Raw genomic sequence first — 18,215 nt, forward strand, 5'->3', positions numbered from 1 at the left:
CCCCTGCTATTCCTCGTTCATGACGAGCGAGCGTTCATGACCGGCGAGTACGCCCCCGACGCCACCGACTGGCGCATTCTCGAAGCCCTCCAGGCCGAGGGCCGCGCCAGCTTCGCCGAGCTCGCCCGCACCGTGGCGATGTCGCCGTCCGCGGTGACCGAGCGGGTGCGGCGCCTCGAAGAGGCGGGGGTGATCACGGGGTACACGGCGATCGTCGACCACGACCGGCTCGGCCTGACCGTCCTCGCGTTCGTACGGCTGCGCTACCCCCACGGCAACTACAAGCCGTTCCATGACCTGCTCGACACCACGCCGGAGGTCCTGGAGGCCCACCACGTCACCGGCGACGACTGTTTCGTGCTCAAGGTCGCCGCCCGCTCGATGCGGCACCTGGAGGAGATCTCCGGGAAGATCGCCACGCTGGGCGCGGTGACCACCAGCGTGGTCTACTCCTCGCCGCTGCCCCGGCGTTCGCTCAGCCGCTGAGCGCGTCCCCTCCGGTACGCAGCCGTACCTCCGAGCCCTGCCGCCCCTTGACGACCTCCAGCTGAGCCGGGATCCGGCGGCGCAGGTCGCCGACGTGGCTGACGATGCCGACGCTGCGGTCCCGTTCGCGGAGCGAGTCGAGGACGTCGAGGACCTCGTCGAGCGTCTGCTCGTCGAGGCTGCCGAAGCCCTCGTCGATGAAGAGGGTGTCGAGCCGCACACCGCCCGCCTCGTCGGTGACGACGTCGGCGAGACCGAGGGCGAGAGCGAGGGAGGCGAAGAAGGTCTCGCCGCCGGAGAGCGTGGCGGTGTCGCGCTCGTTGCCCGTCCACGCGTCGACGACGCGCAGGCCGAGCCCTGCCCGCTTGCCGCCGGAGCGCGCGTCGGAGTGGACGAGGGTGTAGCGGCCGGAGGACATCCGCTGGAGGCGGGCGGTAGCCGCGGCGGCGACCTGTTCGAGACGGGCCGCGAGGACGTACGACTCCAGGCGCATCCGGCGCTCGTTCTCGGCGGAGGTGCCGGCGGTGAGGGTGGCGAGGCGGGCCACCCGGTCGTACTCCTCGCGGAGCGGCCCCAGGCGGTGGACCTCGGTCAGGACCTGCCGGGAGAGACCGGCGAGGTCCGTCGCCCGGTCACGGGCGGCGGCCAGGGCGGAGGCGGCCTCGCGGAGCGCGCGTTCGGCCGCCGCGTGGGCGGCCTCGGCTGTGGCCGGATCGGCGGGCGGGAGGGCGGCCGCCGCCGCGGTGCCGGGCTCGGCGAGCCGGTCCGCGACGGCGGCGGCCTCGGCCTGCCAGGCGTCCACCCGGTGCTGGTGGTCCCGCCGCTCGGTCTCGCTGAGGAGCGCGGCGGCCGCCTCGGCGGGGGTGGTGAAGCCCGCGCGGTAGGCGGCGTCGGCGAGCCGGTCGTCGGCCTCCTTGAGGCGCTGCGCGGCGAGTTCGGCGGAGCGTACGGCTCCGGTGGCGTCGACCAGGAGGGCGATCCGCCGCTCCAGACGGGTGGCGTGCTCGGCCACGCTGCCGAACGCGCCGCGGCCACGGGCGAGTTCCTCGTCGAGAGCCGCCTGCTCCCGCTCCAGCGCTTCGCGCCGCGAGGTCCGTGCGGCGACCCGTCGCTCGGCCTCCCGCTGTGCGCCGACGCGCTCCTCGTACTCCCGCTCGGCCCGCGCGAGGGCCTCACGCACGCTGTGGCTCTGCCCGGCGAGCGCGTGGGCCTCCGCATGGAGCCGGGACAACTCCTCGACCTCCGCGGCGAGTTCACGGACGGACGGCTCGGCCGCCTCGGGGTCCGCGCTGCCCGCCAGGGCGTCGGTGCGGGCCGTCGACCAGGACTCGCGGGTGACGGCGAGGTCGCGTTCGGCGGCCGTACGGGTCTCCTCGGCACGGGCGTAGGCCGCATAGGCGGCTTCCTCGCTGGCGCGGTCGACGTGGTCGGCGGTGGTGCGGGCGGGGGCCGGGTGGGCGAGGGAGCCGCAGACCTGGCAGGGCTCGCCGTCGGTGAGGGTGACCGCGAGTTCGGCGGCGATGCCCTCCAGGCGGCGGGACTTGACGTCGAGCCAGTTCTCATGGCAGGTGTTCCGGCGCTCGCGCGCGGCCGCGAGGCGCTCATCGGCCGCCCGGGTGTCCTCGGCGAGCGCGTCACGGCGCCGGGCCGCGGCCAGCCGGCGGCGGGCGGGTTCGAGGCGGCCCGCGAGGTGCTCGGCACGGGCGGCGGCGTCCCTGGCGGCCTCGACGCGCTCGGTGAGGGCGGCGCGCCGCGGTTCCCAGCCCGCGAGCCAGTCGGCCGCGTCGCGGAGGACGTCGTCGTCGGCGCGCGCCTCGCGCGCGAGGACGGCACGCTCCTCGGCCGTCGCGGCGGCGCGGCGCTCGGCGCGGCGGGCGGCCTCCAGGCCGCCGAGCTCCTCGCGGAGCCGGTTCTCGAGGGCGGAGAGGTGTTCTGCACCGGCGTCGGCGAGGTCGGCGGGCAGCAGGGCGCGCGCGCGTTCCCTGGCGGCACGCGCGGTGGCGTGCTCGCGCTCGGCGTCCTCGCGCAGTCCGAGCGCGGGAGCCACCCGGTCCGCCTTGAGGCCGCGGTCGAGGGCGGCCTGGAGCCGCTCGCGCTCGGGGGCGCGGGCGGCGAGCCGCTCCTGGCGGAGGAGCGCGTCGGCGTGCCGGGCCTGGCGGGCGGCGAGGTCGTTCTCGGCATCGAGCGCGGCACGTGCGGCGCCCTGCCGCGCCTCGGCCGCGTCGAGCCGTACGCGCGCGATGTCGACGGCCTCGCGGGCCTCGGTACGGGCGATTGCGGCCCAGCCGAGGATCGCCTCGGCGAGCCCGGGGTCGCCGGGCCGTCCTTCGACGGAGGTACGGGCGACGCCGAGGCCCCCCGCGGCCTGGCCGGCCCGGTGGGCGAGGGCGAGCAGCCGCTCGTCCCCGTCCTCGACCTGCTGCTGCGCGGCGCGCCGGAGTTCGGCGAGGCGCTCCTCGACGGCGGCGAAGCGCCGGGTGTCGAAGAGGCGGCCGAGGAGCCTGCCCCGGGTCTCGGCGTCGGCACGCAGGAACTTCGCGAAGTCGCCCTGCGGGAGGAGGACGACCTGGCAGAACTGCTCGCGGCTCATGCCGACGAGCTGGGTGATCTCCTCCCCGGTCTCCTGGTGGGAGCGGCTGAGACCGGCCCAGGTGCCGGTGGCCGGGTCGTACTCGCGCAGCCAGGTCTGCGCCTTCTCGGTGGTGAAGCCGTCACCGCGCTTCTTGGGGCGCTGCTGGGCGGGCCGCCGGGTGATCTCCAGGCGCCGCTCCCCCACGGTCAGTTCGAGGACGACCTCGGTGGACGTGCCGAGGGGGGCGTGGTCGCTGCGCAGGGACAGGCCGGGGGTCTGCCGGACGCCGGGCACGCTTCCGTACAGGGCGAAGCAGACGGCGTCGAGCACGGAGGTCTTGCCGGCGCCGGTCGGCCCGTGGAGGAGGAAGAGCCCGGCGGAGGACAGGGCGTCGAAGTCGACGGTCTGGGTTCCGCCGAAGGGGCCGAACGCGGTGATCTCCAGACGGTGCAGCCTCACCGGCCCACCTCGCGCTCGGCCGTGTCGACCCGGACGTCGTCGAAGGCGCCGTACAGGACCGTCCGCTCGGGCCCGTCGAGGGCCGCGCCGCCGCGCACATGGGCCACGAAGTCCTCCGCGATCTGCTGGTCGGTGCGGTCCCTGAGCCGCTGGGCGTAGGAGGCGCCGGGGTCGTCGCCGGTCCGCTCGGGGTCGAAGACCAGGTTGAGGGTGTGCGGGAAGCGGCCGGTGAGCCGGGCCATGGGGTCGGCGGGGCGTACGGGGTCGGTGAGCGTGGCCTCGATCCAGGACTGCTCGTGGGGGGTGAGCGCGGGGTCGGCGAGGAGGTCGTCGAGCCGTCCCCTGATCCGGGCGAGGGGGCGGGGGACGGGGCAGTCGAGCCGCTCGGAGGTGAGGACGGCTCCGTCGGCGCCGAGGTCGATCAGCCACATCGTCTTGCGGTGGTCGGCCTCGGAGAAGGAGTACGCGAGGGGGGAGCCGGAGTACCGCACGCGCGGGGTGAGGGTCTGGCTGCCGTGGAGGTGGCCGAGGGCGACGTAGTCGACGCCGTCGAAGACGCCGGCGGGGACGGCGGCGACGCCGCCGACGGTGATGTCCCGCTCGCTGTCGCTGGGCGCGCCGCCCGCGACGAACGCGTGGGCGAGCACGACGGAGCGGGTGCCGGCGGGGCGGCCCGCGAGGTCGGCGCGGACCCGGTCCATGGCGGCGGCGAGCACGGCCTCGTGGCCGGCCTTCTCGGCGCCGAGCTGTTCCCGGACGAGGGCGGGTTCGAGGTAGGGCAGGCCGTAGAGGGCGACCTCGCCGTGCTCGTCGGCGAGGACGACGGGGGTGCCGATGCCGGCGGGGTCGGTACGGAGGTGGATGCCGGCCCGCTCGATGAGTCCGGCGCCGACGCCGAGGCGGCGGGCCGAGTCGTGGTTGCCGGAGATCATCACGGTGGGCACCCCGGCCCCGGCGAGCCGGTGCAGTGCGCTGTCGAAGAGCTCGACGGCGGGCAGCGAGGGCACGGCCCGGTCGTAGACGTCGCCGGCGACGAGGACGGCGTCCACCCGGTGCTGGTGGACGGTCGCCACGAGGTGGTCGAGGAAGGCGGCCTGGGCGTCGAGGAGGCCGACGCGGTGGAAGGACCGGCCGAGATGCCAGTCGGAGGTGTGCAGGAGCCTCACGATGCCGTCCCACCCCGCATGTGCGCCGCTCCTCGCCGCTGGTTCCCGTCGTGTGCGGCCTCCACGCTATCCCGCCGGGGCGGGTGGTCGGGGCCGTACGCGCTCCCCGGTGGGAGGTGCCGGCGCGCTCAACGGGCGGGCGGACGACGGGAGTACGGGCCGGGCGGCGCCGGTCGGGGGCGGGCCCGCCCGCGCCCGTCACGTGTCGGGCATCACGCGCGGGGGCCCGGGCGCCGGCGCCGGGCGCGGGGCCTCGGGGTCGGACGTCACGCGAGGGGACTCGGCGTCACGCGTGGGGCCTCACGATGCGGGCGTCACGCGCGGGCAGGCTCCGGACCTCACGCGTGGAGCCTCACGATCCGGGCGTCACGCGCGGGCAGGCTCCGGACCTCACGCGTGGAGCCTCACACGTCGCCGTACGCCTCGCCGCCCGGTTCGAACGAGGCCGTGCCCGCCGTGGCGTCGGCGAGCCAGGCGCGGAAGGCGGGGACGTCACTGTCGGGGAGTCCGATCTCGATGGTGACGGCGTCGGCGTACCGCACCTCGCGGACGGCCCGCCCGGTCGCCCGCAGGTCGTTCTCCAGCTTGCCCGCGCGCTGGTGGTCGACGGTGACGGTGGCGAGCCGGAAGCGCTGCCTGGTCACCGTGCCGAGCGCGTCGAGGGCCTCGCCGACCACTCCGCCGTAGGCACGGATGAGGCCGCCCGCGCCGAGCTTCACGCCGCCGTAGTAGCGGGTGACGACGGCGGCGACGTACCGCATCTCGCGGCGCAGCAGCATCTGGAGCATGGGGACGCCCGCCGTACCGCCGGGCTCGCCGTCGTCGCTCGCCTTCTGGACGGAGGCGTCGGCTCCGATGACGTACGCGAAGCAGTTGTGGGTGGCGGTCGGGTGCTCCCTGCGGATGCGCGCGACGAACTCCTGCGCCTCCCGCTCGTCGGCGACGGGCGCGAGCGCGCAGAGGAAGCGCGAGCGGTTGATCTCGGTCTCGTGCACACCCTCGCGGGCGAGCGTGCGGTACTGCTCCTGCATCCGGCCAGCCTACGTTCCCTCGGTGTCACGCTCCCCGGCGGCCGGATCGGCCGCGGTTCCCAGGCCCGCGTACGGCAGGGCGCGCAGGGCCAGGGCCCAGCCGAGGCGGGCCTCACCGGACTCGCTGGAGCGGCCGGTGAGCTCGGCGATGCGCCCGATGCGGTTGAGGACGGTGTTGCGGTGGCAGTAGAGCTGGTCCGCGGCCCGGGAGGCCGAGCAGCCGTGGTCGAGCCAGGCCCGAAGCGTGGAGAGGAGCGCGGCCCGTTCACCGCCGGTGGCGAGCACCGGCCCGAGGTGGACGGTGACGATCCGCTCGGCGATGTCGGTGCGCCCGCTGAGCAGCACCTGGGCGAGCCGGTCGTCGAAGACGGCGACCTCGCCGCTGCCCGCGCGGAGGGTGCGGAGGGTCTGTTCGGCGAGTCGCAGGGCGCGGCCCGCCTGGGAGAGGCGCTCGAACTCCGGGGAGACACCGGCGGTGGCCCCGGTCCGCCCGCCCAGGCCGTCGAGGAGGGCACGCAGGGCGGGGTCGGGTCCCTGACCGGCCGCCCGGAGCCGGCCGGCGGGCGCGTCACGGCGGGGCAGCCGGACGATGCCGGCGTACCGGCCCGAGCGGGGCCGCCAGAAGGACCACAGCCCCTGGGCCTCCAGGACGGGCGCGGGGTGCGGCGGAGCGGCCGGGTCCTGGGCCGCGACCACGACGACGTACCGGTCGACCGCGGGGACGCCGAGCGCGGCCGCGGCGGCCGAGGCGACGGCGGGGTCGTCGGCGCGGCCGTCGAGCAGCGCCTCGAAGAGCGCGACGCGCCGGGTGTCCTGCCGGCTCTGCAGCTCCAGCTGGGCGATCCGGTACGCGTCGGCCATGGCGACCGAGTAGCGGTCGATGGTCTCCCAGACACCGCTCGCCATGTCGAGCTCGACGTCGCGGCTGTCGGACTCCCGCCCGGCCCTGACCCGCAGGTGCTCGGCCATGACCTGCCAGAGCACCCGGCCACCGCGCCGGTAGGCCTGGAGGACGGTGTCGAGCGGCACTCCCTGCTCGGCGCGGCGGCGGCCGGTCTCGCGGGCCGCCCATTCGAAGTCGCCGCCCGTCGCCTGGAGGCCGCCGAAGTCCTCCAGGGCGCGCAGCAGGTTGTCGCGGCAGATCTCCCAGAGGTCCTCGCGGGTGACGGGGGCGTCGGAGGCGTACGTACCGGAGTGGGCGCGGATGTCGTCGACGGCGCGGTCGGTGAGCCGGTCGATGTCGGTGAGCATCGCGGTGGCGAGGGAGCGGCGGAGCGCGCCGGATCCGCTCAGGGCGGTGTGGATCCCGACGGAGCCGGTCAGAGGTGGCCGGCCGCCACCCGAGCCGCCCAGGGGTGGCCGGCTGCCGCCGGTGCCGCTCGGGGGGGTGCGGCGTCCGCCGGGGCGCGGGGCCGCGGGGTCGCCGGGCGCCGGCGGGTTGTGCGTCATGGCAGGCACCGTAGCGCCGGAATTTGGCGAATGCCACGGGTCGGGCGGGCCGCCGGGGCCGCTGCCCAGTTCGGCGGGCCACATGGTGGGCATGTGCACATGGCGTCCGGGCGGGGTCGCGGCGGATTCTGTGCCGTGTCACCGATCGTCAACAGAGCTGTTGACTCCGCGTCCCTGGAGCGTGTCATGTCACTGAGCGTCGCCGGCGTGCTGGGCGAGTCCGCCCGCCACTTCCCCGACCGGATCGCGGTCGTCGAGGGCGCGACCCGGCTCACCTACGGGGAGCTGTGGACGGAGGCCCTGCGCTGCGCCGGCGGGTTGCGGGAGGCGGGGGTGAAGCCGGGCGACCGGCTGGCCGTACTGCTGCCGAACACGATCGAGTTCCTGCGCGTGTACTACGGCGCGCTCGCGGCGGGCGCGACGGTCGTCCCGGTGCACGCCCTGCTCGTCGCCGACGAGGTGCGGTACGTCCTTGAGCACAGCGGCGCGGTGGGGATCGTGAGCGGCGGGCCGCTGTGGGCGGTCGCCGACGAGGCGGCGCGGGCGGCCGGGGTGCGCGCCTTCCAGGGGGCGCCCTCCGCGGTGGAGCAGCCCGCCGCGGCGGAGCCGGCCGAGCCGTCGGACATCGCCGTGGTCCTGTACACGAGCGGGACGACGGGCCGTCCCAAGGGCGCGCTGCTCACCCATCTCAACATCGTCATGAACGCCGCCGTGACCTCGCAGGACCTCCTCGGGCTCGGCGCGGGCGACGTGGTCCTCGGCTGTCTGCCGCTCTTCCACAGCTACGGCCAGACCTGCGCGATGAACGGGACGCTGCGGCAGGGCGCGACGCTGGTCCTGCTGCCCCGGTTCAGCGGCCCCGCGGCCCTCCGGGTGCTCGCCGACGAGGGCGTCACGGTCTTCATGGGTGTACCGACGATGTACCACGCCCTGGTGGAGGCGGCGGCCGGCACGGACGCGCGTCCGGCGGCCCTGCGCGCCGCCGTGTCGGGCGGGGCGGCGCTGCCGGTCGCCGTCCTGGAGCGCTTCGAGGAGGCGTTCGACACGCAGGTCCTCGAGGGGTACGGCCTGACGGAGACCTCGCCGGTGGCGACGTTCAACCAGCCGCACATCGGCCGGCGGCCCGGGACGGTCGGGCATCCGGTCTGGGGCGTCGAGGTCGGCATCGCGGACGCGGCCGTCGACCGGGAGGTCGTGCTCCTCGCGGACGGCGCCGTCGGCGAGGTCGTCGTGCGCGGGCACAACGTCTTCGCCGGGTACCTCGACGACCCGGAGGCGACGGCGGCGGCGGTCGTGGACGGCTGGTTCCGCACGGGCGACCTGGGCGTACGGGACGAGGACGGCTTCCTGCGGATCGTCGACCGGAAAAAGGACCTGGTCATCCGGGGCGGCTTCAACGTCTATCCGCGCGAGATCGAGGAGGTGCTCGTGCGCCATCCCTCGGTCGCGGAGGTCGCGGTGATCGGCGTCCCCGACGAGGCGAAGGGCGAGGAGGTGTGCGCGGTGGTGGTACGCCGTGAGGGCGCCGCCCCGCTCTCCGAGGAGGAGCTCGTGGACTGGTCGCGGGAGCGCCTCGGCCGCCACAAGTACCCGCGGCTCGTGCGTTTCGTCGAGGAGCTGCCGCTGGGCCCGACGGGCAAGGTCCTGAAGCGCGCGCTCGTCTGACGCTCGGACGGGAGGGGTGATCGTCCGTGCGGGAATCAGGGCGCGGGGCGGCTCGTTGACCGGGAGGACGGGCCGCGCCGAGGAAAGGCAGCAGAAACGATGAGCGTCGACACCACGACCACGGAACCCACCGAGTACTCCGCGTCGGAGACGGTACGGCGGATCCTGACGTCCACGGGCGACACATGGGCGGTGGTGGGCCTCTCCACGAACCAGCAGCGGGCCGCGTACGGAGTGGCGGCCGTCCTCCAGCGCTTCGGGAAGCGGATCGTCCCGGTCCACCCGAAGGCGGAGACCGTCCACGGCGAGCGGGGCTACGCGTCCCTGGCCGACATCCCCTTCCCGGTCGACGTCGTCGACGTGTTCGTCAACAGCGAGCAGGCGGGCGGCATCGCCGACGAGGCCGTCGCGATCGGCGCCAAGGCGGTCTGGTTCCAGCTGGACGTGATCGACGAGCAGGCCTTCGCCCGCACCCGTGCGGCGGGCCTGGACATGGTCATGGACCGCTGCCCCGCGATCGAGATCCCGCGTCTCGGCTGACCGGCCGGCCTCTCCCTGAGCGGCCCGCGTCTCCGTGACCGGCCCGCGTCTCGGCCGGCCGGCCCGTCGGCCGTGGGCTCCTCAGCCGACCGGCAGGCCCAGGCCCTCCAGGACCACCGCGCCGGGGAGTTGGGCGAAGGCCTTGCCGGGGAGGATGAGCTTGCCGCGGCGGCGGCCGCTGCCGACGAGCACCCAGGGGAGGTCGATCACGGCGGCGTCCACGAGGAGGGGCCAGGCGGCGGGGAGGCCGACGGGGGTGATGCCGCCGTACTCCATGCCGGTCTCGCCGGTCGCGGTGTCCATCGGCGCGAACGAGGCCTTGCGGGCGCCGAGATGCCTGCGTACGACCCCGTTGACGTCGACCCGGGTCGCCGACCTCACGACGCACGCGGCCAGGGTCGTCGACTCACCCCGTCTGCCCACGACGACCACGCAGTTGGCGGAGGAGTCGAGCAGCGCGGGCCCGTGGTGCTCGACGAAGACGGCGGTGTCGGCGATGGCCGGGTCGGTGTCCACGTACAGCAGCTGGTCGGCAGGTACGGGACCGGTCCAGGCGCGGACGGCGGCGGCGACCGGGCCGGTCAGCAGGTCGAGGCAGTCGGCGGCGGGCCTGGCGTCGTCGAAGTCTCCGATGGGTGCGCGCATGCGGCTCACGCTAGCAATTGCCGCCCCGCGCGCGGCCGGTCGTCTCAGCGTACGGGCGGGATGGAGACGGCCATCGTCATCTCGGCGGGCTCGGCCCCGTCGTTGCGGTAGCCGTGCGCCGTACTGGCTTCGAAGGTGGCGGAGGTGCCGGCGGGCAGCACGTGTTCCTCTCCGTCCACGACCAGGGTGAGGACGCCCGCTGTGACGTGCAGCAGCTCGACCGTGCCCTCCGGGTGCGGGTCGGAGGCGCTCCCGTCCCCCGGCATGAGGGTCCAGGACCACAGCTCCAGGGGCCCTCGGGCCTCGGTGCCGACGAGGAGCGTGGTGTGGCTGCCGGTGGAGGTGGACCACATGCGGACGGCCTGGTCCGGCGGGACGAGCCGGACCTGGGGGCCCTGCTCGTAGTCGAGGAGGGTCGTGATGGAGACGCCGAGGGCGTCGGCCAGCTTCACGGTGGTGCCGACGCTGGGGTTGGTCCGCGCCTGCTCGATCTGGATGATCATGCCGCGGCTGACGCCCGACCGTGCGGCGAGGACGTCCAGGGTGAAGCTCCGCTCCTTGCGCCAGTGCTTCAGGTTCCGGGCGAGCGACTGCGTGAGCTGGTCGAGGTCCGACACATTCCGTCCAATATTCTGGATGACAGAGTTCAATACAGTGAACTACGGTGAGGTGTACCCGATTGTTCATTGCACTGTACTGCCGTCCGTGACTGCGAGGCCCCATGACCGCCCTGTTCGCCCTGGCCACCAGCCTGCTGTGGGGCCTCGCCGACTTCGGCGGGGGGCTGCTCACGCGCCGGATCCCCGCCCTCACGGTCGTCGTGGTCTCCCAGCTCCTCGCGGTCCTTGTCCTCGGCGCCGTCGTCCTCGCGACCGGCGCGTGGACGGAGGCGGGACCGCAGCTCTGGTACGCGGTCGGCGCGGGTGTCGTCGGCCCGGCGGCCATGCTCGCCTTCTACAAGGCGCTCGCGCTCGGCCCCATGGGCGTCGTCTCCCCCCTCGGCTCGCTCGGCGTCGTCGTGCCCGTCTCGGTCGGCCTCCTCGTCGGCGACCGGCCCGGACTCCTCCAGTTCGCCGGGATCGGGGTGGCGATCCTCGGGGTCGTCCTCGCCGGCGGACCGGAGCTGCGCGGGGCGCCCGTCCAGCGCCAGGCGGTCCTGCTGACCCTGGTCGCGGCCTTCGGCTTCGGGTCGGTGATGGCGCTCATCGCCGAGGCCTCCACGACGGTCACCGGCCTCTTCCTCGCCCTGTTCGTCCAGCGGGTCACCAACGTCCTGGTGGGCGGCGGAGCGCTCTACGTCTCGGTGCGGCGCGGCGGCAGGGCCCTGCCCGAGGGCGGCCCGCAGGTCGTCCGCGCGGCGCTCCCGGCCCTCGCCTTCGTCGGCCTCGCGGACGTCGCGGCCAACGGTACGTACGCGATCGCCGCCCAGCAGGGCCCGGTCGCCGTCGCCGCCGTACTCGCCAGCCTCTATCCGGTGGTGACGGCCCTGGCGGCCCGTGGCCTCCTCAAGGAACGCCTCCGCGCGATCCAGGCCGCGGGCGCGGGCCTCGCCCTGGTGGGCACGGTCCTGCTCGCGACCGGCTAGCGCGGGCCTTCAGGAGGTCACGGCCTCGGAGTTCCCCGTACGGCCGGCCTCCCAGGCCGCGAGGGCCTCCAGCTGCGCGGCGGTGACATGCTCCGGGATCGGCACCGGGGCCGGGGTCCGCAGCGGCGGCTGCCAGCCCTTCTCCGGGTCCCAGCCCCGGACGACCTTGGCCGGGGCGCCCGCCACGACCGAGTGGTCCGGGACCTCGCCCCGTACGACCGCGCCCGCCGCGACGACCACGTTCCGGCCGAGCCGGGCGCCGGGAAGGATCACCGCGCCCGTGCCGAGCCAGCAGCCGGGGCCGATGGTGACGGGCTCCGAGCGGGGCCACTGGCGGCCGACCGGCTCGTCCGGGTCGTCGTAGCTGTGGTTGGTCGAGGTGATGTAGACGTACGGGCCGCAGTACGTGTCCGAGCCGATGGTCACCTTCGCGTCGGCGATCACATGGCTGCCCCGGCCAAGGACCACCCCGTCACCGAGCGTCAGGACGGTGTCCGTGCCGAGGTCGAGGCCCGGCAGCATCCCCGCCGTCAGCGTGACCTGTTCGGCGACGATGCAGCACTCGCCGATCTCGATCCACCGCTCGCCGAAGACCGTGCCCTGCGGGAAGGCGAGCCGGGTGCCCGCGCCGAGGCGGCGGAAGCGCAGCTTCCCCGGGTGCTCGGCGGTGACGGAGCCGGCCTCCCGCACCCAGTTCCAGCCGCCCTGCACGGCGCGGGCGAGGACCCGGCGCCGCCAGGCGGCGAGGGAGGAGAACGTGTTTCTGTTCCTGGGCACTCGGACACGGTAGTCGGCGCCGTCGTACCTGATCACCGCGGTGCGCTGTGATGTCCGTCATGAGCACGGCATAGGGTGCGGCCGGGGGCGGTCCCCGGGTGTGACACGACGGCAGACGATCAGGAGCGAACCATGACAGAGGCGTTGATCAAGGGTGTGGGCGGCAAGGAGCCGCTGATCGACCCGACCGCCTTCACCGCCCCCACCTCCGTGGTCCTCGGCGAGGTGACGCTCGGCGCCCGCGCCAACATCTGGTACCACACCGTGCTGCGGGCGGACTGCGGCCCCATCGAGATCGGCGAGGACGCCAACGTCCAGGACAACTGCACGGTCCATGTCGACCCCGGCTTCCCCGTCTCGATCGGGGCCCGCGTGACCGTCGGCCACAACGCGACCGTGCACGGCTGTGTCATCGAGGACGACGTCCTCGTCGGCATGGGGGCGACCGTCCTCAACGGCGCCCGGATCGGCGCGGGCTCACTCGTCGCCGCGCAGGCGCTCGTCCCTCAGGGGATGGAGATCCCGCCGGGCTCGCTCGTCGCCGGAGTGCCCGCGAAGGTGCGCCGCCCGCTCACCGAGGAGGAGAAGGCGGGCATCAAGCTGAACGCCGAGATGTACCTGCACCTCGCCAAGGCGCACGCCGAGGCCTTCGAGGACTGAGAACCGAGGGCTGGGGACGGAGGACTGAGCCCTGCGGCCCCGGTACACGGAGGAGGGGGGGCCCCCCGGGGGGGGGGCGCCCCCCCTCCTCCGTGTACCACCAGAGGTCAGTCGGCCACCGCGACCGGCTCCGGAGCCGGCTGGGCGGCCTCCGCGTGCTCCGCCGCGGCCTTCTTGGCGCGGTTCTTGATGATCAGCATCGAGGCGACACCGATCAGGACGGCGAGGACGAGTCCGAGCCACGAGAAGCGCTTCAGCCACGCCTCGGCGACGATCCCGACCGAGTAGATGACGGCCGTGGTGCCGCCGGCCCAGAGGATGCCGCCGAAGACGTTGGCGACGAGGAACTTCCAGTACGGCATGTGCAGGACGCCCGCGAGCGGCCCCGCGAAGATGCGGAGCAGGGCGACGAAGCGGCCGAAGAAGACCGCCCACATGCCCCACTTCTGGAAGGAGCGCTCGGCGAGGGCGATGTTCGCCTCGCTGAAGTGCTTGGGGAACTTCCCGCCCAGCCAGGCGAGCAGCGGCCTGCCGCCCTTGCGGCCGATCGCGTAGCCGATCGAGTCACCGATGATCGCTCCGGCGGTGGCGCAGGCGCCGAGCACCCACGGGTTGATGTCGCCGTGCTGCGAGGCGAGCAGCGCCGAGCTCACGAGCACGATCTCCCCGGGGAGCGGGATGCCCAGGCTCTCCAGCCCGATCACCACCCCCACAAGGACGTACACGGCGACCGCGGGGATCGTCTCCAGCCACTCCTGGACGTGCAACGCGGCTTCCTCCCGTTTCGACTGACCGCCGCGCCGGCCCGTGGTCGGGGGCCCTGGCGCCGCGCGCGCCGCGGCGGGCACGCCGGGGCAGCCTACCCGGTCACGGCGGGGAGTCCGGTTCGGCGCCGGGGGCCGGGAGCGCGGCCGCCCCCGCACCGTGAGGGTGCGGGGGCGGCGAGCGGCGTCCGGGACCGGGCCTGGCGTCCGGCCGGGATCAGGCCGTCGGGCGGAGCGTCCACACGACGGTCATCTCGCCGGTCACGGCGCCGTCCTCGCGGGTGATGTCGATCCGCACCGGGAACTCCGGGCGCTGTCCGGCGTCGAGCTCGGCGACGACCTCGGCGGCGGGGCGCCCCAGGGTGGCGGTGGCCGTCACGACGCCCATGGCGAGCTTCTTGTAGCCGATCTCGGCCTTGACGGCGAGCGGCACCGCGCGGCTCAGCTGGTCGCCGAAGGCGGCGAGCACGATGGCGCCGCTGGCGGACTCGGCAAGCGTGAACATCGCTCCGGCGTGCGGGCCGCCGACGTGGTTGTGGTAGGCGGTCTGGTCCGGCAGGCGCACGACGGCGCGCTCGGCGGTGGTCTCCAGGAACTCCAGGTTCAGGGTCCCGGCCATGGGGACCGTGGCGGCGAGCATCTCGCCGACGGTCATCTGGTCTGCGCTCATGAGCCGTGATGTTACCCGCGGGTAGCTGCCTTGGCCATCCCTGCGGCCCCGCGGTCCGGGGGCGGGCGTGGTCGAGTGACCCGGCGGTCCGGGGGGGGCGGGCGTGGTCGAGTGACCCCGCACCCCTCTATGGTTAGCGGCCATGTGGCCAGGACAGCAGCCGCCCGGGGGCGAGCAGAACCCGCAGGACCAGAATCCGAACCCCTACCAGCAGTCGGGGTACCAGCAGCCGAACCCGTATCAGCAGCCGCCGGCCCAGCCCGGGTACCCGCAGCCGCCGACGCAGCCCGGCTACCCGCAGCAGCCGCCGCCCGCGCAGCCCGGCTACCCGCAGGGGTACGGCCAGCAGCCCGGTTACGGCCAGCCGAACCCGTACCAGCAGCCGACCGTGCCGCAGCAGTACGCGGTGCCGGGTCCCGGACTGCCCGGCGGGCCCGACGGCGGGAAGAAGAAGCAGACGACGCTGGTGGCGATCGTCGCCGCGACCGCCGTGGTCGTCGCGGCCGGTGTCACCGGATACCTGGTGCTCGACAAGGACGACGACAAGCAGCCGACCGCCGGCGGCACGACTCCGCCCGTGGCGACCTCCACCCCGGCGGAGCCGAGCGCTCCCCCGTCCCTGGCCAACCCGCGCGACGGCGCCGGGCAGCAGCCGACCATCCCCGGCTGGAAGGTCGTCTACAACCCGAAGTACGGAACCCTCTTCGACGTACCGCCCGAGTGGGAGGTACTGAAGACCGGGATGATCACCGCCTTCGAGGACGAGAAGAAGAACGACGGCAGCCCCCTCATGACGATGACCTCGCCGGCGCGTTTCAAGGGCGAGTGGTGCACGTACGACACCGACAAGAACGGCACCAAGGAGACCTGGGGTCTGAGCACCGCCGGCACCAAGGGCGGCCAGGGCGCCAAGAACACCGCGGAGGCCGCGCGCGGCGAAGCCGCGTCGTGGGTGTGGGGCGGATACGCGCAGCACATGCCCAAGAACACCATCAAGATCACCAAGCCCGTGCCGTACAAGACGGCGTCCGGGCTCACCGGCAGCATGGCGACCGCCACGGCACCGGGCGTCAAGAAGCGCAACAAGTGCGAGTCGGACGGCAAGTCGATCGCCTTCACCTTCAAGAACACCGCGGGCGACTTCTCGACCTGGGTGCTCTACGCGGCCGACAACGTCGCGGGTGAACTGCCCGACGCCACCATCCGTCAGATCCTCTCGACGGTCCGCCTCGCGCCGACGACCTGACGACTCCGGACCGGCCCCGTCCGGCCCCAACCGGCCCCGTCCGGCCCGGCGCGCGACCCACGCGCGCGCCGGGTCGAGGCCATGACCGGACGCGCGCGGGCCGCCGGGCGGTCGCCGGGGCAGGGCGTCCGGATATCGGGTTGGCATCCGGGCGGACCGACAGGGATAGTCCCGGGGTGAACAGTCCCGCCCCCACCCGCCGTACCCCGCCGGGTTCCCGCCGCCCCGAGTGGGCCGGCCGCAACTACGTCCTCCTCACCGCCGCCACCATCGTGACGAACCTCGGTACGCACGGTGCCCTGATCGCCACGACCTGGGCGGTCTTCGAGTCCGGGGGCGACGCGGGCGACGTGGGGCTCGTGGCGATGGCGCGCTTCCTGCCGCTCGTCCTCTTCCTGCTCATCGGCGGCGCCATAGCCGACCGGGTACCCCGCCACCGGGTGATGGTCGCCGCCAACACCCTCAACTGCGTCTCGCAGGCCCTCTTCGCCGCCCTGGTGCTCACCGGCGACCCCCAGATCTGGCAGATGATGGTGCTCACCGCGCTCTGCGGCACCGGCCAGGCCTTCTTCAACCCGGCGGCCGAGGGCATGCTGATGGCCAGCGTCAGCGGGGAGCAGGCGAGCCGCGCCTTCGCCGTCTACCGGATGGCCATGCACGGCGCGACCATCGGCGGCGCCGCCCTCGGCGGTGCCCTGGTCGCCTTCGTAGGCCCCGGCTGGGTGCTGCTGATCGACGCGGTCGCCTTCGCCGTCGCGGGCGGGCTTCGCGCCTTCCTCGACGTGAGCGGCATCCCCGAACGCGCTCCCGGCGGCGGCCTCTTCGCCGATCTGCGGGAGGGCTGGCACGAGTTCATCGGCCGGCCCTGGCTGTGGTCGATCGTCGCCCAGTTCTCCGTCGTCGTGGGCCTGATCGGCGCGGTCGAGTCGGTGTACGGGCCGCTGGTCGCCCGGGCCGAACTGGGCGGCGCGCGGCCGTGGGGCATCGCGCTCGCCGCGTACGGCGTGGGAACGCTCGCGGGCGCCGTCCTGATGGCCCGGTGGAAGCCGCGCCGGATGCTGTTCGTGGGGACGCTGTGCGTGTTCCCGATCGCACTGCCGTCGGCGGCGCTCGCCGTGCCCCTCGACGCGGTGGGGCTCACGGCCGCGATGTTCGTGAGCGGCGTGGCCGTCGAGGTCTTCGGTGTCTCGTGGATGACGGCCATGCACCAGGAGATCCCGGAGGAGAAGCTGTCGCGGGTCTCGGCCTACGACTGGTTCGGCTCGACGGCCCTGCTGCCCCTGACCACGGCGCTGGCGGGCCCGGCGGAGAGCGCGTTCGGCCGGAGCGAGGCGCTGTGGGGGGCGGCGGCCCTGATGGTGCTCGTCACCGCTCTGGTCCTGCTGGTGCCGGACGTACGGAACCTCACCCGGCGTCCGCACACGAAGGAGATCGTTTCCCCGGCAACGGCAACGGCCCCGGCGTCGGCGTCGGCGTCGGCGTCGGCAACCGCGTCCGTCCCCGCTCCCGCGACTGGTTCCGCCCCCGCCGCGGCCCCCGCCTCAGCCGATTCCGAAGGCGCCGTCCGGCGGGACGGGTGAGGGGACGGCCCCGGAGTCGAGGACCGGTTCCGCGTCTCCTGTGAACCGGCCGAGCGTCTCCCCGTGCTCCACGCGCGCGGGGAAGGCGTCCCCTGCGGCGCGCCGGGCGAGGCGGGCGGTGTCGATCTCCCGGCCGGAGGCGACCAGGACCGCGTTCCCGAAACGGCGGCCGCGCAGTACGGCCGGTTCGGCGACCAGCGCGAGCTCGGGGAAGACGGCGGCGAAGGTGGCCAGCTGGGAGCGGAGGAAGGGGAAGGGCGCCCCGTCGGCCAGGTTGGCGGCGTAGATCCCGCCGGGTCGCAGGACGCGCCGGACCTCGCGCGCGTACTCGACGGACGTCAGGTGGGCGGGCACGCGCGAACCGCCGAAGACGTCACCGACGACCAGGTCGGCCGAGGCGGCGGGCGCGGCTTCCAGCCACCGCCTGGCGTCGGCGGCGTGCACGGTGATCCCGGAGTCCGGGGGCAGCGGCAGATGTTCCGCGACCAGGGCGAGCAGTCCGTGGTCCGACTCGACCACGTCCTGGCGCGAGCCGGGCCGGGTCGCGGCGACGTACCGGGGCAGGGAGAGCCCCCCGCCACCCAGGTGGAGGACGTCGAGCCGTGCGCCGTCGGCGGCGGCTCCGTCGACGACGTGAGCGAGGCGGAGCGCGTACTCGAACTCCAGATACGCCGGGTCGTCGAGGTCGACGTACGACTGGGGTGCGCCATCGACCGTCAGGAGCCAGGCCCGCTCCCGGTCCACGTCGGGCATGAGGCGCGCGGTGCCCTGGTCGACCTCGCGGATGACGGGAATGTGCTCGTTCACGTTCTCATTGTGCCGGGGCGGTGGTGCGGCGGGTCAGCTGGTCCGCTTACGCCGGGGAGGTGGGCAGCGGGCCCAGCCTGGGACGTGGTGCGGCGGGTCAGCCGGTCCGTTTA

At 74.5% G+C, this 18,215-nt stretch carries 17 protein-coding genes; 7 read left to right on the plus strand and 10 right to left on the minus strand.

All coding sequences use genetic code 11. The features are described from left to right. Positions 1–36: 36 nt before the first annotated feature. Positions 37–486, plus strand: coding sequence for an Lrp/AsnC family transcriptional regulator (locus tag ACFVYX_RS20230; protein ID WP_389682759.1), 450 nt, complete (start codon positions 37–39; stop codon positions 484–486). Here the strand turns inward: ACFVYX_RS20230 and ACFVYX_RS20235 are convergent. From ACFVYX_RS20235 to ACFVYX_RS20250, 4 genes are all read right to left on the minus strand, one after another. Beyond that, positions 476–3,517, minus strand: coding sequence for an AAA family ATPase (locus ACFVYX_RS20235; protein WP_389682760.1), 3,042 nt, complete (start codon positions 3,515–3,517; stop codon positions 476–478). The two genes, ACFVYX_RS20230 and ACFVYX_RS20235, sit on opposite strands and share 11 nt — an antisense overlap. After that, the gene (locus ACFVYX_RS20240; RefSeq protein WP_389682761.1) at positions 3,514–4,683 is read right to left on the minus strand and encodes an exonuclease SbcCD subunit D; all 1,170 of its coding nucleotides are present in this window, start codon (positions 4,681–4,683) and stop codon (positions 3,514–3,516) included. Before ACFVYX_RS20240 ends, ACFVYX_RS20235 begins: the two co-directional genes overlap by 4 nt. 404 nt (positions 4,684–5,087) lie before the next feature. Beyond that, positions 5,088–5,714, minus strand: coding sequence for a YigZ family protein (locus ACFVYX_RS20245; protein ID WP_389682762.1), 627 nt, complete (start codon positions 5,712–5,714; stop codon positions 5,088–5,090). A 9-nt stretch (positions 5,715–5,723) separates the two neighbouring features. Then, positions 5,724–7,163: a PucR family transcriptional regulator gene (locus ACFVYX_RS20250; protein ID WP_389682763.1), complete on the minus strand. Its 1,440-nt coding sequence runs from the start codon at positions 7,161–7,163 to the stop codon at positions 5,724–5,726. Between the two features lie 186 nt (positions 7,164–7,349). Here ACFVYX_RS20250 and ACFVYX_RS20255 point away from each other — a divergent pair, with 186 nt between their 5' ends. Next, positions 7,350–8,828, plus strand: coding sequence for a long-chain fatty acid--CoA ligase (locus tag ACFVYX_RS20255; RefSeq protein WP_389682764.1), 1,479 nt, complete (start codon positions 7,350–7,352; stop codon positions 8,826–8,828). A 99-nt stretch (positions 8,829–8,927) separates the two neighbouring features. Continuing rightward, positions 8,928–9,368 carry a CoA-binding protein gene (locus tag ACFVYX_RS20260; protein ID WP_389682765.1) on the plus strand — a complete coding sequence of 147 codons (441 nt, stop codon included), beginning with the start codon at positions 8,928–8,930 and terminating at the stop codon, positions 9,366–9,368. Positions 9,369–9,449: 81 nt separating this feature from the next. Here the strand turns inward: ACFVYX_RS20260 and ACFVYX_RS20265 are convergent, their stop codons facing one another. Continuing rightward, the gene (locus ACFVYX_RS20265; protein ID WP_389682766.1) at positions 9,450–10,013 is read right to left on the minus strand and encodes a YbaK/EbsC family protein; all 564 of its coding nucleotides are present in this window, start codon (positions 10,011–10,013) and stop codon (positions 9,450–9,452) included. Positions 10,014–10,057: 44 nt separating this feature from the next. After that, positions 10,058–10,630: a helix-turn-helix domain-containing protein gene (locus ACFVYX_RS20270; protein ID WP_389682767.1), complete on the minus strand. Its 573-nt coding sequence runs from the start codon at positions 10,628–10,630 to the stop codon at positions 10,058–10,060. Positions 10,631–10,734: 104 nt separating this feature from the next. On the opposite strand from ACFVYX_RS20270, the gene ACFVYX_RS20275 reads away from it, so the two are divergent. Next, positions 10,735–11,598, plus strand: coding sequence for an EamA family transporter (locus ACFVYX_RS20275; RefSeq protein WP_389682768.1), 864 nt, complete (start codon positions 10,735–10,737; stop codon positions 11,596–11,598). Between the two features lie 9 nt (positions 11,599–11,607). Here ACFVYX_RS20275 and ACFVYX_RS20280 read toward each other — a convergent pair whose 3' ends face one another. Beyond that, positions 11,608–12,375, minus strand: coding sequence for an acyltransferase (locus tag ACFVYX_RS20280; RefSeq protein ID WP_389682769.1), 768 nt, complete (start codon positions 12,373–12,375; stop codon positions 11,608–11,610). Between the two features lie 132 nt (positions 12,376–12,507). On the opposite strand from ACFVYX_RS20280, the gene ACFVYX_RS20285 reads away from it, so the two are divergent. After that, entirely contained in the window at positions 12,508–13,035 is a 528-nt protein-coding gene (locus ACFVYX_RS20285; protein ID WP_389682770.1) for a gamma carbonic anhydrase family protein, read from the plus strand. A 107-nt stretch (positions 13,036–13,142) separates the two neighbouring features. On the opposite strand, the gene ACFVYX_RS20290 is transcribed toward ACFVYX_RS20285, so the two are convergent. Next, positions 13,143–13,802 (minus strand): DedA family protein, encoded by a 660-nt coding sequence (locus ACFVYX_RS20290; RefSeq protein ID WP_389682771.1) that lies wholly within the window; start codon positions 13,800–13,802, stop codon positions 13,143–13,145. A gap of 214 nt (positions 13,803–14,016) precedes the next feature. Further along, positions 14,017–14,454 carry a DUF4442 domain-containing protein gene (locus tag ACFVYX_RS20295; RefSeq protein WP_389682861.1) on the minus strand — a complete coding sequence of 146 codons (438 nt, stop codon included), beginning with the start codon at positions 14,452–14,454 and terminating at the stop codon, positions 14,017–14,019. 157 nt (positions 14,455–14,611) lie between these two features. On the opposite strand from ACFVYX_RS20295, the gene ACFVYX_RS20300 reads away from it, so the two are divergent. Together ACFVYX_RS20300 and ACFVYX_RS20305 are read left to right on the plus strand one after the other, a co-directional pair. Then, entirely contained in the window at positions 14,612–15,715 is a 1,104-nt protein-coding gene (locus tag ACFVYX_RS20300) for a hypothetical protein (protein WP_389682772.1), read from the plus strand. Between the two features lie 176 nt (positions 15,716–15,891). Further along, positions 15,892–17,295 carry an MFS transporter gene (locus tag ACFVYX_RS20305; RefSeq protein ID WP_389682773.1) on the plus strand — a complete coding sequence of 468 codons (1,404 nt, stop codon included), beginning with the start codon at positions 15,892–15,894 and terminating at the stop codon, positions 17,293–17,295. On the opposite strand, the gene ACFVYX_RS20310 is transcribed toward ACFVYX_RS20305, so the two are convergent. Next, positions 17,257–18,102 (minus strand): spermidine synthase, encoded by an 846-nt coding sequence (locus ACFVYX_RS20310; protein WP_389682774.1) that lies wholly within the window; start codon positions 18,100–18,102, stop codon positions 17,257–17,259. The genes ACFVYX_RS20305 and ACFVYX_RS20310 overlap by 39 nt on opposite strands. Between the last annotated feature and the right edge of the window lie 113 nt (positions 18,103–18,215).

The organism is Streptomyces sp. NPDC058326, from assembly GCF_042879855.1.
In the GTDB taxonomy this organism is placed as follows: Bacteria; Actinomycetota; Actinomycetes; order Streptomycetales; family Streptomycetaceae; genus Streptomyces.